This window comes from Brucella thiophenivorans (genome assembly GCF_002252445.1).
GTDB lineage: Bacteria > Pseudomonadota > Alphaproteobacteria > Rhizobiales > Rhizobiaceae > Brucella > Brucella thiophenivorans.
This window is the reverse complement of sequence record NZ_NNRJ01000019.1, coordinates 283,908-298,816: the sequence shown is the minus strand read 5'-3', so window position 1 is coordinate 298,816 and position 14,909 is coordinate 283,908. Positions and strand designations below refer to the sequence as shown.

Sequence of the window (14,909 nt, the reverse complement as noted above, 5' to 3'; positions counted from 1 at the left end):
TCATGCCGGTCTTCGCAGAAAACTTAGCTACCCGGTGTCCAGGCGTCATATTCGCCCGTCACGCGCGGACGTTCCCCAGGCGTCGTTCCCGGAATTGCAATCGCACCCTTTGGACGATAGGCCAGCGGCGAACCAGTCAGGTTCTGCAAATGAGGCTTCTGCCAATCGCGTGGCTTGTAGTCTTCCTTGCTCGGCGGCGTATCGACGCGATGGTGCATCCAACCGTGCCAGCCCGGAGGAATGGCGCTTGCTTCCGCATAGCCGTTGAAAATGACCCAGCGGCGCGTGCGACCTTCAGAGTCTTTGCCGCCCTGATAGTAGATATTACCAAACTCGTCTTCGCCAACCCGTTCGCCTTTGCGCCAGGTATGCAGGCGGGTACCGAGTGTCTGGCTGTTCCACCATGTGAAGACTTGCGTAATAAATGTTTTCATGACCTATCCAGATCCGTTATTGCCACAGGCAGAATAACTGCCGGGTTTTGAACGCTTATGGCCCTATCAAAGGCCCAAGGCAAGGGGCAAGTTGCCGCTGTCACAAGAGTATGATGCAGCAGCAAAGAGTTGCTACATACTCCAGCCTTCGAGGGACTTTTCCATAATCAGCACGGGTTCTTTGCAATTGGGATCGCCCCAATCTTCGCTGCGGCCAACCTGCACATAACCTTTACGCTCGTAAAAGCGAATAGACTTTGCATTGCGCTCGATGACTTCGAGCCGCATCGTGTTAACACCCGGAAAAGCCATTTCGACTTCCGCGAGAAGCATAGTGCCTATGCCCTGCACCTGCCCTTCAGGGCGCACATAAAGCTGATGCAGCGAGGCCTTGCCATCACCAGTCTGGCTCGCAAATGCCATGCCGTTGATGCCGCCCTCGCCGTTATCGGCGACGATGAACTCTGAATATGGCTTCTTAAGATTGGCTTTCAAAGCCGCAATCGAATGCCATTTTCCGGTAACAGCATTCACTGTCTCCCGACCAAGAACGTCATCAAAGGTCGCATGCCAGGTTGAAACCAGCAGTTCATGTACGGCCTTCAAATCGGCTTCACTGGCGCTGCGAACCCACATTATTCTTCAATCTCCAGCTTGGCCTTGACCAGATCGTTGACGGCCTGCGGGTTGGCCTTGCCACCCGTTGCCTTCATCACCTGACCAACAAACCAGCCAGCCATGCTTGGCTTTTCCTTGGCCTGCTGAGCCTTTTCCGGGTTGGCTGCAATGATGTCGTCAACAGCCTTTTCAATCGCGCCGGTATCGGTAACCTGCTTCATGCCGCGTTCTTCAACGAGGCTTTTCGGGTCGCCACCTTCGTTCCAGACAATCTCGAACAGTTCCTTGGCAATCTTGCCGGAAATTGTTCCGTCTTTGATCAGATCAATAATCGCACCAAGCTGCGCTGGCGAAACAGGCGATTCTTCAATGTCTCTGCCGGCCTTATTCAGTGCGCCAAGAAGATCGTTGATGACCCAGTTTGCAGCCAGTTTGCCATCACGACCGTCACAAACGACTTCGTAATAGTCAGCAATCGCCTTTTCACTCACCAGAATCGACGCATCGTAAACCGAGATGCCGAGCTTTTCGACAAAACGGTCTTTCTTGACGTCTGGCAGTTCCGGCAGATCAGCAGCAAGTGCATCAACGAATGCCTGATCGAATTCAAGCGGCAGCAGATCAGGATCCGGGAAATAACGATAATCGTGCGCTTCTTCCTTGGAGCGCATCGAACGAGTTTCACCCTTTACCGGATCAAACAGGCGCGTTTCTTGATCAATGGAGCCTCCATCCTCCAGAATAGCAATCTGGCGACGTGCTTCATATTCAATCGACTGTCCAACGAAGCGGATTGAATTGACGTTCTTGATTTCGCAGCGCGTCCCAAACTCACCGCCCGGACGACGAACCGAGACATTCACATCAGCACGCATCGAGCCTTCGTCCATGTTGCCGTCACACGTGCCGAGATAGCGGACAATCGTGCGCAGCTTAGTCAGATAAGCACGCGCTTCGTCAGACGAACGCAGGTCCGGCTTGGACACGATTTCCATCAGCGCCACACCAGAACGGTTCAAATCGACATAGGACATAGTCGGATGCTGATCATGGATCGACTTGCCCGCATCCTGCTCCAGATGGAGACGTTCAATACCGATCTCGACGTCTTCGAACTGGCCCTTATTGTCAGGACCAACCGAGATCATGATCTTGCCTTCGCCAATAATCGGCTGCTTGAACTGCGAAATCTGATAGCCCTGCGGCAGATCAGGATAAAAGTAGTTCTTACGGTCAAAAACAGACTTCAGATTGACCTGTGCGTTAAGGCCAATGCCGGTACGAACTGCCTGCTTGACGCATTCAATATTGATGACCGGCAACATGCCAGGCATGGCCGCATCGACTAAAGAGACATTGGCATTTGGCGCGGCGCCAAACGATGTGGAAGCACCAGAAAAGAGCTTTGATTCGGACGTGACCTGTGCGTGGACTTCCATGCCAATGACGACTTCCCAGTCGCCGGTGGCGCCAGAGATGAATCGTTTCGGTTCTGGTGTGCGCGTATCAATAAGGGTCATGCTGGCTCGCAAATATTCGGATTGAGCTAAAAACTGATTGTTTACTGGCTAGAGCAAACCCCCATAGGATGCAAGCTTTTCGGCCAGTCAATTCAGTGCGGTCAAACAGAAAAGGCCGCGCAATGCGCGGCCAATTCGTAATCATATCAAAGGAAGAATTAAGCCTCGTCGGACTTTTCTTCTGCCTTCTTCTTAGGAGCGGCCTTCTTCTTGGCTGCTGCCTTCTTAGCTGGCTTTGCTTCCGAACCGTCTTCGTCTTCTGCAGTCAGCTCTTCCTTCGAGACCTTCTTATCGGTCACGTTGATGTTTGCGAGCAGGTGGTCAACGACCTTTTCTTCGAAGATCGGTGCGCGAAGGTTAGCAACTGCATCCGGCGTCTTGCGCAAGAATTCGTAGATTTCCTTTTCCTGACCTGGATAGCGACGTACCTGATCGTAAACTGCGCGCTGCAGTTCTTCTTCTGTCACTTCTACGCCAGCCTTCTCACCAATTTCGGAGAGAACCAGACCGAGACGAACGCGGCGTTCAGCAAGCTTGCGATATTCTTCGCGAGCAGCTTCTTCCGTGGTTTCTTCGTCTTCAAACGTACGACCAGCCTGCTGCAGGTCGAAGTTGATCTGCTGCCAGATGTTGTTGAATTCGGCTTCAACCAGCTTTTCAGGGGTTTCGAAAGCGTAATCGCCATCAAGCGCGTCAAGAATCTGACGCTTTACCTTCTGACGAGTGATCTGGCCGTATTGGCTTTCAATCTGCTCACGAACAACCTGACGCAGACGCTCAAGCGACTCGATGCCGAGTTTCTTTGCGGTTTCATCGTCAAGAACGAGTTCGCCAGCCTTTTCAACGCCCTTAACGGTGATGTCGAAGGTCGCTTCTTTGCCAGCAAGATGTGCTGCGCCGTATTCAGCAGGGAAAGTTACGTTGATAACCTTCTCGTCGCCAGCCTTCAAGCCAACGAGCTGCTCTTCAAAGCCAGGAATGAACTGGTTCGAACCAAGAACGAGTTGCGCGTCTGTGTCTGCGCCGCCTTCAAATGCTTCGCCATCGATCTTGCCGAGATAGTCGATCGTTACGCGATCTTCGTTTTCGGCTTTGCCCTTTTTGGCTTCATAGGTGCGGGTCGAGGACGCAATGCGCTTAACCTGTTCGTCAACTTCTTCTTCCGAAATGTCGACAACTTCACGAGTCACAGCGATCTTGGAGAAATCTTTAACTTCAATTGCTGGCAGAACTTCGTAGCTCAGCGAGAAAACAAAATCGGCCTTGCCGTCGAGAACCTTTTCAGCTTCTTTTTCGTCTTCCGACATCGAAACAACAGGCTGCGTTGCCGATTTTTCGTTGCGGTCAGCAAGAATCGAGCGCGACGAATCGTTGAGGATTTCGTTCACGATCTCAGCCATGAAGGACTTACCGTAGGTCTTGCGCAGGTGCGTCGTTGGCACTTTTCCCGGACGGAAACCATTGATCTTGGCGCGACCACGGGCAGTTTCGAGCCGCTCGGAGAGCTTGGCTTCGAGATCTCCGGCCGGAACCACGACTTTAATCTCGCGCTTCAGCCCTTCATTGAGCGTTTCGGTAACCTGCATGTTCAAACCTTCACTTCTTGTCATTGTCCCGCCGTTTCCGGCCTTATATGCCTCGTCGCGGGAGAAAAATTCTTTGCCTTAAGGCAGTTGGTGCGGATAGAGGGACTCGAACCCCCACGGTCTCCCGCCAGAACCTAAATCTGGTGCGTCTACCAATTTCGCCATATCCGCTTCTAAGCCGAAGTGCATTCAACCGAACGCACTGAATTCGTCTCAGATATTGAACCGCCTTCTCGAAAGCGCGCGTCTCTATAACACTCAATTTTTCCGGTTCAAAGGAAAAAACTCGTTTTACCAGCTTAGATTTGCCAGCTCATTCAAGCCGAAGCGCTTCCGTGCTTTGCGCCCCTATATAGCGATCTTGGCGACTTAGCCAAGCCCCTTTTCTTATAAGCCTATTAATAGAGTGGTTCCTGGTAAAGTTGCTGACCATTATCACGCAAAGCTTTCATGACCGCCGTGCCCTCATCATCGACGGAAACCACCGCGGTAATGTCAAAATCGCGCTGGCTATCTTCGATTTCTCGCCCCTCACCCTCCGGTACATAGTAGCGCTCTATCCCATAGAGGAGATTGATACTTCCATCGGGATAATCGGAAATTGCATAAGCTGATTGCCCGCGGATCTGCACTTCGTTCGAGCCAAGATCAGGGAATGATACAAAAGACGCCCGCGAGATTTGCCATATGCCATTGGCATCCGCTTTCAACGCCACATAGACGGTGCGTGACCCAGCTTCAGGAGTGCCCTGAATGTCTTTGCGGTCAATTGATGTAATATCGTAGCCAAGGATCACATAGTCGCCGCGCATCAGATCACGAGGATCGATCGGTCGCGTCTGCAGGACGACTTCATGACCGGATCGCAGCACCGAAGCGCGTTTTTCGATACTTGCATACAGAACACCAGTCTGGAGTACGGCAGCAGCGACGGCACCAGCATAGAGCCATTTGCTTTTGACAAAACTCATGGCCGCACCTCCAAGCCGCGTTTTTTACCAAACCGGTTTTCCATACGGCGCACAAAGGCTGCAAGCAGCAGCACAAGCACGCCAGCTGTCAGGAAGAAGCCGGAAGTGCCGATCATCGAACCAACGGTGGAGAATGCGAGATAAAGCACCTCAAATGAGAATGCGATATAAGCGATTGCCCGCAAGCTACCATTATCGCGCCCACAGACTGCAAGTGCGCCGATTGAAAGCGCCAGAATGAGAATGCCATAGATAACGTCATGGGCGATATTTTGGTCGAAAACGGATGAGACCATAATATCCACCTGCAAAATGCCAAGCGCAAGCAATGCCAGCAACAGTCCATACGAAGCGAGCGGATGCGCAAAACGCGTTAGCTTTTGCAGCGCTTGATGGGCGAATGCATCTGCCAGCATCAAAGCTATGCCGACAACCAGCATCATTCCCAGAACTTCTCGACTGTTATGTTCAGCATAAAGAAGAGCAGCCCAGCCAAGAACGAACAGGCACCAGATATGTGCCGCGTTCCGTGACCTTGTAAATCGTGCAGCCCCGGCGCCAGCCAGCACCAATATCGGTGCAATCCAGCGGTAGCTCATGTCGCCATAATCATTATCAAATGCAAAGGTGGAGAGGTAAAAGCACGCAACGCCTGCTCCGAAAGCCGCCAAAACCGGAGAACGCAACAAAAAGGCAGAGGCCAAAACGCCACCAGCCCACACAAGGGCTGCGGAATGCACGTCGCCTGACAGGTGATACATCTGCCCCACGAGTGCAATACCCGCACCAAACGATGCTGCTGCTACTATATAGAGCGCTTGTGGGAGCACCTTGTCGCCGCGCAGCTCGCGCCACGCGCCCCCCAGATAACAGCCCCAGATCAGCACAAAGATTAAACCGATGCGCATGATGCGCGGCATATCCTGCCAATTGGCAGCGACCAGCATGATAACTGCAGCCCCCAACAACAAGCCGCCAAGGGTTGCAAGAACCGAGCCCAGACTGAACCGGGGGCCACGTTTTTCAAGATCAGCATTCAGCCGTGATGCGGTTTCAGCATCGATAAGGCCTTCTTGCTGCCAACGCTTAACCAAGCGCTCTACAGAAACTGAAAACGACAAAACAACTCCCGATCAATCTATCCGTTGACACCAAGGCAAACTTAAGTTGCTGGGAACATATAGGAAACTCACCAGCCGGCAAAGAGTTAGCTCAAGTCAGTTTAAGGCAATTTTGTGCTCGACTAGTCTAATCGATTTAACGTGTCGTGCAGAACCCGCAAGGCAGCTATGCAAACTCGTGTCTGCAAGTAGCGAAAACAATGGGTTATATAATGTGCAGCAGACAAGATGAATTGAACAACCAGTTCCTCAACGATGAAGGAATAATACCATGAACCTCGTACGCTCTTACAACAACTGGCGCCGTTACCGCGATACTGTCAACGAGCTGAACCAGCTCTCGACTCGCGAACTCAACGACCTTGGCATTTCCCGCGCAGACATTCCATATGTAGCGCGCCAGTCTAAAGGTCGTTAAGTCCAAGGGACGCTAAACGAAATTCAGATTTGCTAGGCCTGAATCCTCCTCCCATCAGGCCTAGTTTATCGCAAAGCACTCCTCCTCCCAAGCTTTGCGGTAACAAGACCGGATTCCCTCCCAAGTTTCGGTCTGACAATAATGGCATCCGTCGCACCTCCTCCCGCGCCGGATGCCATTTGTTTTTGTGCTTCTCTTCCCATTGAAGGCGACAGGCAAAAACGGTATTGGGTTTGCCATGTTAAAAGATACAAATCTCTCCCCCGTACATATCGTTGGCGGCGGCCTTGCAGGCTCGGAAGCCGCATGGCAAATCGCGCAAGCCGGCGTTCCGGTCATTCTGCATGAAATGCGCCCCGTTCGCGGCACCGATGCGCATAAGACAGAGCAGCTTGCCGAGCTTGTCTGCTCGAATTCTTTCCGCTCGGATGATGCTGAAACCAACGCCGTTGGCGTGTTGCATGCCGAAATGCGCCTAGCAGGCTCGCTGATCATGGCTTGTGCCGATGCGCATCAGGTTCCGGCCGGCGGTGCTCTGGCAGTTGATCGCGAAGGCTTTTCGCAGGCAGTGACTTCGAAACTCGAAGCGCATCCGCTCATCACCATTGAGCGCGAGGAAGTGACCGGCCTGCCACCGGAAGAATGGGGCACGTCGATTGTCGCGACCGGCCCTTTGACCGCTCCGTCACTGGCAGAATCAATTCAGGCACAAACCGGCGCCGATGCGCTGGCATTTTTTGATGCTATTGCACCGATTTTGCATTTTGATTCGATCAATATGGATGTCTGCTGGTTCCAGTCGCGTTATGACAAGGTCGGACCGGGCGGCACTGGCAAGGATTATATCAACTGCCCTATGGACAAGGAGCAGTATGAGGCTTTTGTTGCTGCCCTCATTGAGGGCGACACGACCGAGTTTAAGGAATGGGAAGGTACGCCCTATTTCGATGGATGTCTGCCAATTGAAGTGATGGCCGAACGCGGGGCTGAAACCTTGCGTCATGGTCCGATGAAGCCGATGGGTCTCACCAACGAGCATAATCCTACAGTGAAAGCATATGCGGTCGTGCAATTGCGTCAGGATAATGCGTTGGGCACGCTCTATAATATGGTCGGTTTCCAGACGAAGCTTAAATACGGCTCGCAGACCGGCATTTTCAAGATGATTCCCGGTTTGGAAAATGCAGAATTTGCGCGTCTCGGTGGATTGCACCGCAATACCTACCTCAACTCACCAGTGCTGCTTGATAATGTGCTCCGTCTCAAATCACGTGAGAGCGTGCGCTTTGCAGGTCAGATTACGGGCTGCGAGGGCTATGTCGAATCATCAGCCATTGGTCTTCTGGCTGGACGCTTCACAGCGGCTGAAAAGCTTGGCAAAACACCAATTGCACCACCGGTAACCACTGCTTTTGGCGCACTGCTCGGCCACATTACTGGCGGTCACATCGTTGCCGACGATGCCGAACCTGGCAAGCGTTCGTTCCAGCCGATGAATGTGAATTTTGGCCTGTTCCCGCCAATCGAAGTTCCTAAGACCGAAGGTAAGCGTCTTCGCGGCAAGGAAAAGACGATTGCGAAAAAGCGCGCTCTGTCTGCACGTGCGCTAGCAGATTTCAGGCAATGGCTTGAAAGTGAATCATGATTTATAAAATAGGGCCGTTTCCTTAAACGAGAAATCGGCCCTATTTTTTAGAATCCAGCCTTAAACATAAGCCATTGTTTGCGCAACGCCGAGAGATCGGCCACTTCATCGACTGCTTTTTCGCCCATTCGTTCGATCGCATTCAGATATGCCGGTACAAGCGCCATTGGCAAAAAGGCCGGTGCCAGAGTTTTTGGCAAATCCTTTTTGGCCGTCTCGAAAACCGAAAGATGTTCGCGCGCTAAAGCCGTCATAACGCTGATAACACGCTGATGCGCGGACTTGTCATCATTGGTGAGAAACGCATCACGCGTGACGCCCACGGCCTGCAACATATCGGCTGGAACATAGACCTGTCCTCGGCGACGATGGATTGGCATAAGCCGCAGCAGACCCGTCACAGATTGTGCAACCCCTGCATGACCTGCCGTCTCGGTATGCGATTGTGCTGCATCGCGGTCGAGAATAAAGCCCGCAAGCTGGATAAGAGCAGAAGCAGTTTCACCACAATAACCTTCAAGATCGTTGCGGCTTGGCATTGGATCGTCGTAGAGATCGAAAATGCGTGCTTCGCAATAATTGTCGAAAGCGTTGCGTGGCAGTTCATAACGGGTGATCGTCTCAACCAACGCTGCTGCAACCGGATGGGCATCCGCACTTCCACGCTCTTCACCATTGATGAGATCGCGCCACCATTGCAAACGCACTTCGCCGGGCAATGGTTCGTGCACAAGATCGCGAATGCGGGCAATTTCTGCATTGAATGCATAAAGGGCTGCGAGCGCGCCGCGTTTCTCTTCCGGCGCATAAAGCACTGAAAGATAACGATCCTTGTCCGCTTCGCGCAGAAGCGCAAGGCAATGTTCCTCATTCTGGTTCATGAATATCAGTCTACCGCAATCAGTGCCGCCGCAACCGCGCGATCTTCTGCGAGCAGCACATTATAAGTGCGCACTGCTGCACCCGTGCTCATCGGATCAGACGAAATACGATGTTCGCGAAGGATAGCACGTACATCTTCCGGGATGCGTCGCAGATCCATGCCAGTGCCAACCAACAGAATTTCGATGTCACTTGCCTGTTCTAAAATAGCACCAAGGTCGTGACGCGAAATAATCGGTGGTGTCTGCGGCTCCCAGCCATGAATGCCAGACGGCAGGCAAAGTATAGACCCAATATGCGACATATCGGCAAAGCGAAAACCGCCATTGCCATACGCATCAATGGGTGCACGGCCCGGAAAATGGGCTTCGCGGATTTCTATGCCTTTGGCCATCTCAGAGCATTTCCAGTTTAGATTGAGTCATTAGAAATGCTCTATCCATTTGTTTTGCGCGCATCTTTGTCCGAAAATCGCTTCACACTTTACGGGATGCGCTTTGATTTTACCCGCATCTTATCCGAAAACCGTTTCACACTTTTCGGGATGCGCTCTAATTTTCCAGATTGAGCGACTGCGCAAGGTCATCGCCCATCGTATCATCTCCATCGGCTACACGCGGCTTGAGGCCAAACTGCACAAGCAGAGGTGCTGCAATAAAGATCGAAGAATAAGTCGCAACGATAATACCGACGCTCAATGCGAGCGCGAACATCCGAATATCGGCTCCACCAAACATATAGAGCGGAATATGCGCAATGAAAGTCACAAAGGCTGTCGGCAAGGTACGCGACAGGGTCTGATTGATCGAGGCATCGATAATCGCGGGCAATGGCGCACTGCTATAACGGCGCAGATTTTCACGCACGCGGTCATAGATCACGATGGTATCGTTCAATGAATAACCAATAATCGTGAGGACAGCTGCGACACTCCACAGATTGAATTCCATTCGGAAAACAATGAAAACGCCAGCCAGAATAATAACGTCGTGCAAAGTGGATAGCACCGCACCAAGTGCCAGTTGCCAGCGGAATCTCACCCAGACATAGACGAAAATACCGGCAAGCGACAGGAACAGCGCCAGAAGCCCGGCCTGTGAAAGCTGCTCTGAAACCGTGGGGCCAACCACTTCAACACGCTGGAACGAATAATCCTGCTCGAACTCGCCCCGCAGTTTCACTGCAACCGTCTGTTCGGCATCGTCGCCCACTTCCTGACTGCCGATGATGACAAGGGCAGAGCGTGGCGATTTGGCGGGCAGAACGCGCGCGCTGTCGATATTGAGTTCGCTCATGCGTTCTTCAATATCGGGCAGATTTGCATCGCCGCTACGCGCCTGCAATTCGACCATCGAACCACCACGGAAATCAATGCCGTAATTGAAGCCAATATTGACGAAAAGTGCGACAACGATTGCGGAAGCCAGAACCGAGATACCAAGCGTTACGAATTGAAGACGCATGAACGGAATATGTGTGACGGTTGGCACCAATTTCAGGCGACGCTTGGGGATTTCCTTTGGCTTTGCCGTGCGCACCCATTGCGCGATCAGCAAGCGTGTGAAGGTAAGCGTTGTAAACAGCGTTGTCAGAATACCGATCGTCACGGTGAGTGCAAAGCCATGAACCGGGCCAGACCCCATCAGGAACAGCACCAATGCCGCAATCATCGTTGTGAGATTGGCGTCAACAATCGTTGAAAGCGCGCGGTAAAAGCCTGATTCCATCGCCTGAACAACGGAATAGCCTTTGCGCCGATCTTCGCGCACGCGTTCATAAATCAGGATATTCGCATCAACTGCCATGCCGATGATCAGTACAATACCGGCAACGCTTGCGAGTGTAATGGATGCGCCGATCAGCGATATGATCGCGACCAGAATGATCATATTGACTGCGAGTGCGACCATGGCGATCACGCCAAGGATGCCATACGACAGCACCATGAACAGGCCGACAAGGAGCGCAGCCAGAAGCGCTGCAGAAACGGCTGCACTTGCGTAATCATCACCGAGGGCCGACGCGATTGTGCGTTCCTCAAGAACCGTTACTGCCTTGGGCAACGCACCCGAACGCAAAACAACCGACATATTGTTGGCTGATTGCAGGTCGAACGCACCAGAAATCTGTAATTCATCGGTATCAAGCGGTTCATTGACAACCGGGGCCGATACGACCTGGTTATCGACAACAATTGCAAATGTCTTTTCTGTCGCCTGAGCGGTCGCAGCAGCAAGTGCACTGCGTCCTTTCTCATCAAGCGTTAGCGTAATGATGGGCTCGTTATCGTCTTCGGCTAGTGTGGCTTTAGCGTCGGTGACATCCTCACCAGTGAAAACAGGCTCGTTTTTAACGAGATAGCCGACAGGCGGATCATCATAGGAATAGATGATGGTGCTATCAGCAGGAGGTGTACCGCGGATCGCGTCGTCGGGTGACATGCTGTCATCAACCGCACGGAACGAAAGATTGCCACGAATACTGAGAATATCTTTGAGAAGCTGCGCATCATAAAGGCCGGGTACTTCAACACGAATGCGGTTGCGTCCCTCTTCCTCAACAATCGGATCGCCATAGCCCAGTTCTTCAAGGCGCTGGCGCATAATTTCTTTGGTGCGATCAAGGTCGCCCCTGCCAGCAGTCTGCACCTGAAGGACAAGCCGGGAACCACCGGACAGATCAAGCCCAAGTGCCACCTGCTTCGTTGGCAAAAATCCGGGCAGATTTGCCAGTGTTTCACGCGAGAAAAAATTAGGCGAAGCGATGATGAAGCTGGCGATGATTGCCAACCAGATCAGAGCCGATTTCCAACGTGAAAAATAAAGCATCGAGCAGCAATTCCGTTTTGGCTGGAAGAACGCATGTCTGACTGCATCGCTATTCGACGCCATCTGACCCTAATGAATGCAAATCGCTTCGAATTTGCATCACGATAATGAACAAGCCCCGGTTATGGAATCCTTACCGGGGCTCGTTTTATGGTAAAAAATTACTTATTCTTGTTATCGGCGACTGGTTCGCCCTTAACGCGCACTTCCGAAAGAGCGCTGCGCAGAACGCGAATCTTAACGCCTTCAGCGATTTCAACGTCGAGTTCGCCGTCTTCGTGGACCTTCTGGACCTTACCCACAATGCCACCACCCGTCACAACCGTATCCCCGCGACGAACTGCTGCGAGCATCTCCTGACGCTTCTTCATCTGAGTCCGCTGTGGACGGATGATCAGGAAATACATGATAACAAAAATCAGAACGAAAGGCAGAATGCTCATGAGCATGTCTGGCCCGCCAAGGCCGCCGGAGGCTTGTGCATAAGCCGGTGTTACAAACATTAGGAACTCCTCTGAAGTCTTGAAGACAAATTCTTCATGGCATTACAATGGTTAGTGAACCAATTGCAACCGGCGAAGCCACTCCTGCGCCAAGGTCGCACACTTTTCCTGCCAGCTGTGGCATGTTAAGCCCTCCTCCGCATTATATGAGGGGATGGAATGACGACCGAAAACATACTCAGCCAGAAACTCGACCGCCTGATCGCAGCAATTGAGCGTATTGCACCGCCACAACCGAGCGTACCCGATCTTGAATCGGCTGATTGCTTCGTCTGGGCGCCGGAGCGACTAACGCTTGATGCCGTTAAACGTGTTAATCGCGTCGATATTGGGCTTATTCGCGGCGTCGATCTGGTGCGAGACCAGCTTGTCGATAATACACGCCGCTTTGCCAATGGCTTTCCAGCGAACAATGTTCTGCTCTGGGGCGCACGCGGTATGGGCAAATCATCGCTCGTCAAAGCCGCACAGGCTAGCGTCAATGCCGAACAGGTCGACAAACTGCCTCTCAAGCTTGTCGAAATTCATCGTGAAGACATCGACAGCCTGCCTGCCCTGATGAACCTCATTAAGGAAACGCCTTATCGTTTCATCCTGTTTTGCGATGATCTCTCATTCGATCATGATGACACGTCCTACAAATCGCTTAAAGCAGCGCTGGAAGGGGGGGTCGAAGGTCGCCCAGACAATGTGATTTTTTATGCAACGTCCAATCGTCGGCATTTGATGCCACGTGATATGATCGACAATGAACGCTCAACGGCGGTCAATCCATCAGAAGCGATTGAAGAAAAAGTATCGCTGTCAGATCGCTTTGGCCTGTGGCTCGGTTTTCATAAGTGCAGTCAGGATGACTATTTGGCCATGGTCGATGGCTATGTCACCTATTACAAGCTCGACTATGACCCGCAGAAAATTCATGCAGAAGCACTGACCTGGGCTACCACACGCGGAAACCGTTCGGGACGTGTTGCGTGGCAATATATTCAGGATCTCGCTGGCCGACTTGGCAAGGCGATGTAGAGCGCATCCCGAAAAGTGTGAGGCGGTTTTCGGATCAGACGCGCGGCAAACGTTCTAATGCAAATAAGGCGGGTCTGAGACCCGCCTTTTTTTACTTCTTAGATTTCAATTCGATCAGGTTTCCAAGTACTTGGAAGGATTGACCGGCGACGAATTCTTACGCACTTCAAAGTGCAGCTTCGGTGATTTTGCGTTGCCACTCATGCCGGACTTCGCAATATCCTCGCCGCGGCGGACCTTCTGGCCACGCTGCACCAAGATCTGGCTGTTGTGGCCGTAAACAGTCACAAGGCCATTGTCGTGGCGGATCAGAACAGTCTGACCGAATTCCTTCAAACCATCGCCGGCATAGATGACGACGCCATTTTCGGCAGCTTTAACGGCCGTGCCTTCCGGCACCATAATGTCTATGCCGTCATTAACCGATGTGCCATCGCGTTGACCGAAGCTTGTGAGCACCCGACCACGCACCGGCCAGCGCATCTGCGAAATGCCTGTCGAGGATGGAGCTGCGGCCTGATCCTTTTCAGCATCTTCGATGACCTTGTTGCTCGCCTGCGGCGGCGTGTAAGGCTTCACGTTTGATGCTTCGTTTGGAGCAATTGAGGCGGTTTGCACGGGGGCTGCTGCGGCTGGCTTCACCGACTGAGGTGACGTGGCTGCAACCTGAGTAGCTGCACCTGCTGCGGTTGGGATGACCAGATTCTGACCGACACGGATGGCACCGTTGGTTAGACCATTGGCCTGCTTAAGCTGCTCGACCGGCACGTTATGCTTCTGCGCGATTGAGAAAAGCGATTCGCCCGACTTGACCGTGTACCCCCCACCTGCCGCAGCAGTCTGTGGAGCTGCAACTGGCGATTGCACCTGAGGTGCCGGAGTATGACTAGCAGCAGGAAGTGGCACACCGTCTGCAGTCGATGGCAATTGTCCCAAAACTTTGGAATTTGCATTAACTGCCGTGCCTGCAGCACTTGCGACCTGGGTCGTCGTGCTATTCACAGCACCATTCACCCGATTGGCCGCAACGTTTTGTGCCTGATTGACCTGATTCTGTGCCTGCGTGGCAGCAACAGGTGCAGAACCCACCGGAGGCAAACTGTTGCGCTGAACCGACCCACTTGAAGCAGGCTGAATAGCTGCAACCGGCGGATAATTATTGCTGGCCGACTGTTGCACAACTCGCTGCTGGTTGGATGTGGACCCGGTAAAAAGCCCATCGGTGAAGCGCATCGTATCGGCGCTGCACCCTGCACCAAAACCGGCAATCAGAACGATCGCTGCATTCCGCAGGAGACGTTCGGACGTATGCTGCAATATTGGAAAACGCATGTTCAACTCGCCCATACTCTGAAACTCA

Annotated in this window: 14 protein-coding genes and 1 tRNA gene; 3 read left to right on the top strand and 12 right to left on the bottom strand. The window is 52.5% G+C overall.

Going from position 1 to position 14,909, the window contains the following annotated elements:
• Positions 1-23 precede the first annotated feature (23 nt).
• The 7 genes from CEV31_RS10980 to CEV31_RS10950 all read right to left on the bottom strand — a co-directional run bounded on the left by CEV31_RS10980 (position 24) and on the right by CEV31_RS10950 (position 6,250).
• A complete protein-coding gene (locus CEV31_RS10980; protein WP_094507085.1) occupies positions 24-434 on the bottom strand; it encodes an NADH:ubiquinone oxidoreductase subunit NDUFA12 in 411 nt (136 codons plus the stop codon).
• Between the two features lie 132 nt (positions 435-566).
• A complete protein-coding gene (locus CEV31_RS10975; protein WP_094507084.1) occupies positions 567-1,070 on the bottom strand; it encodes a GNAT family N-acetyltransferase in 504 nt (167 codons plus the stop codon).
• Entirely contained in the window at positions 1,070-2,572 is a 1,503-nt protein-coding gene (gatB, locus tag CEV31_RS10970) for an Asp-tRNA(Asn)/Glu-tRNA(Gln) amidotransferase subunit GatB (RefSeq protein ID WP_094507083.1), read from the bottom strand. Before gatB ends, CEV31_RS10975 begins: the two co-directional genes overlap by 1 nt.
• A gap of 158 nt (positions 2,573-2,730) precedes the next feature.
• The gene (gene tig, locus CEV31_RS10965; RefSeq protein WP_268876336.1) at positions 2,731-4,158 is read right to left on the bottom strand and encodes a trigger factor; all 1,428 of its coding nucleotides are present in this window, start codon (positions 4,156-4,158) and stop codon (positions 2,731-2,733) included.
• An 88-nt stretch (positions 4,159-4,246) separates the two neighbouring features.
• Positions 4,247-4,329 (bottom strand) — tRNA-Leu (locus CEV31_RS10960).
• A gap of 227 nt (positions 4,330-4,556) precedes the next feature.
• On the bottom strand, positions 4,557-5,129 hold the full coding sequence (locus tag CEV31_RS10955) for a GDYXXLXY domain-containing protein (RefSeq protein ID WP_094507081.1): 573 nt from the start codon (positions 5,127-5,129) through the stop codon (positions 4,557-4,559).
• Positions 5,126-6,250 carry a DUF2157 domain-containing protein gene (locus tag CEV31_RS10950; RefSeq protein WP_094507080.1) on the bottom strand — a complete coding sequence of 375 codons (1,125 nt, stop codon included), beginning with the start codon at positions 6,248-6,250 and terminating at the stop codon, positions 5,126-5,128. Before CEV31_RS10950 ends, CEV31_RS10955 begins: the two co-directional genes overlap by 4 nt.
• Before the next feature lie 271 nt (positions 6,251-6,521).
• Here CEV31_RS10950 and CEV31_RS10945 point away from each other — a divergent pair, with 271 nt between their 5' ends.
• Both CEV31_RS10945 and trmFO read left to right on the top strand, forming a co-directional pair.
• The gene (locus tag CEV31_RS10945; protein WP_094507079.1) at positions 6,522-6,668 is read left to right on the top strand and encodes a DUF1127 domain-containing protein; all 147 of its coding nucleotides are present in this window, start codon (positions 6,522-6,524) and stop codon (positions 6,666-6,668) included.
• 238 nt (positions 6,669-6,906) lie between these two features.
• Positions 6,907-8,313 carry a methylenetetrahydrofolate--tRNA-(uracil(54)-C(5))-methyltransferase (FADH(2)-oxidizing) TrmFO gene (gene trmFO, locus CEV31_RS10940; protein WP_094507329.1) on the top strand — a complete coding sequence of 469 codons (1,407 nt, stop codon included), beginning with the start codon at positions 6,907-6,909 and terminating at the stop codon, positions 8,311-8,313.
• A 47-nt stretch (positions 8,314-8,360) separates the two neighbouring features.
• Here trmFO and CEV31_RS10935 read toward each other — a convergent pair whose 3' ends face one another.
• From CEV31_RS10935 to yajC, 4 genes are all read right to left on the bottom strand, one after another.
• Positions 8,361-9,194 (bottom strand): phytoene/squalene synthase family protein, encoded by an 834-nt coding sequence (locus tag CEV31_RS10935; RefSeq protein ID WP_094507078.1) that lies wholly within the window; start codon positions 9,192-9,194, stop codon positions 8,361-8,363.
• Positions 9,195-9,199: 5 nt separating this feature from the next.
• A complete protein-coding gene (locus tag CEV31_RS10930) occupies positions 9,200-9,589 on the bottom strand; it encodes an Mth938-like domain-containing protein (protein WP_094507077.1) in 390 nt (129 codons plus the stop codon).
• Between the two features lie 157 nt (positions 9,590-9,746).
• Positions 9,747-12,086, bottom strand: a complete 2,340-nt coding sequence (gene secDF, locus CEV31_RS10925; RefSeq protein WP_094507076.1) for a protein translocase subunit SecDF — start codon at positions 12,084-12,086, stop codon at positions 9,747-9,749.
• Positions 12,087-12,184: 98 nt separating this feature from the next.
• A complete protein-coding gene (gene yajC, locus CEV31_RS10920) occupies positions 12,185-12,526 on the bottom strand; it encodes a preprotein translocase subunit YajC (protein ID WP_094507075.1) in 342 nt (113 codons plus the stop codon).
• A 159-nt stretch (positions 12,527-12,685) separates the two neighbouring features.
• Here yajC and CEV31_RS10915 point away from each other — a divergent pair, with 159 nt between their 5' ends.
• Positions 12,686-13,549 carry an ATP-binding protein gene (locus CEV31_RS10915; protein ID WP_094507074.1) on the top strand — a complete coding sequence of 288 codons (864 nt, stop codon included), beginning with the start codon at positions 12,686-12,688 and terminating at the stop codon, positions 13,547-13,549.
• 114 nt (positions 13,550-13,663) lie between these two features.
• On the opposite strand, the gene dipM is transcribed toward CEV31_RS10915, so the two are convergent.
• Positions 13,664-14,896 carry a cell division endopeptidase DipM gene (gene dipM, locus CEV31_RS10910; RefSeq protein WP_094507073.1) on the bottom strand — a complete coding sequence of 411 codons (1,233 nt, stop codon included), beginning with the start codon at positions 14,894-14,896 and terminating at the stop codon, positions 13,664-13,666.
• Positions 14,897-14,909: the final 13 nt, after the last annotated feature.

Coding starts and splice junctions, on each gene's coding strand:
- gatB (WP_094507083.1), bottom strand. CDS start 2,572: ATGACCCTTATTGATACGCGCACACCAGAACCGAAACGATTCATCTCT.
- CEV31_RS10935 (WP_094507078.1), bottom strand. CDS start 9,194: ATGAACCAGAATGAGGAACATTGCCTTGCGCTTCTGCGCGAAGCGGAC.
- secDF (WP_094507076.1), bottom strand. CDS start 12,086: ATGGCGTCGAATAGCGATGCAGTCAGACATGCGTTCTTCCAGCCAAAA.
- trmFO (WP_094507329.1), top strand. CDS start 6,907: ATGTTAAAAGATACAAATCTCTCCCCCGTACATATCGTTGGCGGCGGC.
- tig (WP_268876336.1), bottom strand. CDS start 4,158: ATGCAGGTTACCGAAACGCTCAATGAAGGGCTGAAGCGCGAGATTAAA.
- CEV31_RS10930 (WP_094507077.1), bottom strand. CDS start 9,589: ATGGCCAAAGGCATAGAAATCCGCGAAGCCCATTTTCCGGGCCGTGCA.
- CEV31_RS10945 (WP_094507079.1), top strand. CDS start 6,522: ATGAACCTCGTACGCTCTTACAACAACTGGCGCCGTTACCGCGATACT.
- CEV31_RS10980 (WP_094507085.1), bottom strand. CDS start 434: ATGAAAACATTTATTACGCAAGTCTTCACATGGTGGAACAGCCAGACA.
- yajC (WP_094507075.1), bottom strand. CDS start 12,526: ATGTTTGTAACACCGGCTTATGCACAAGCCTCCGGCGGCCTTGGCGGG.
- CEV31_RS10975 (WP_094507084.1), bottom strand. CDS start 1,070: ATGTGGGTTCGCAGCGCCAGTGAAGCCGATTTGAAGGCCGTACATGAA.
- dipM (WP_094507073.1), bottom strand. CDS start 14,896: ATGGGCGAGTTGAACATGCGTTTTCCAATATTGCAGCATACGTCCGAA.
- CEV31_RS10915 (WP_094507074.1), top strand. CDS start 12,686: ATGACGACCGAAAACATACTCAGCCAGAAACTCGACCGCCTGATCGCA.
- CEV31_RS10955 (WP_094507081.1), bottom strand. CDS start 5,129: ATGAGTTTTGTCAAAAGCAAATGGCTCTATGCTGGTGCCGTCGCTGCT.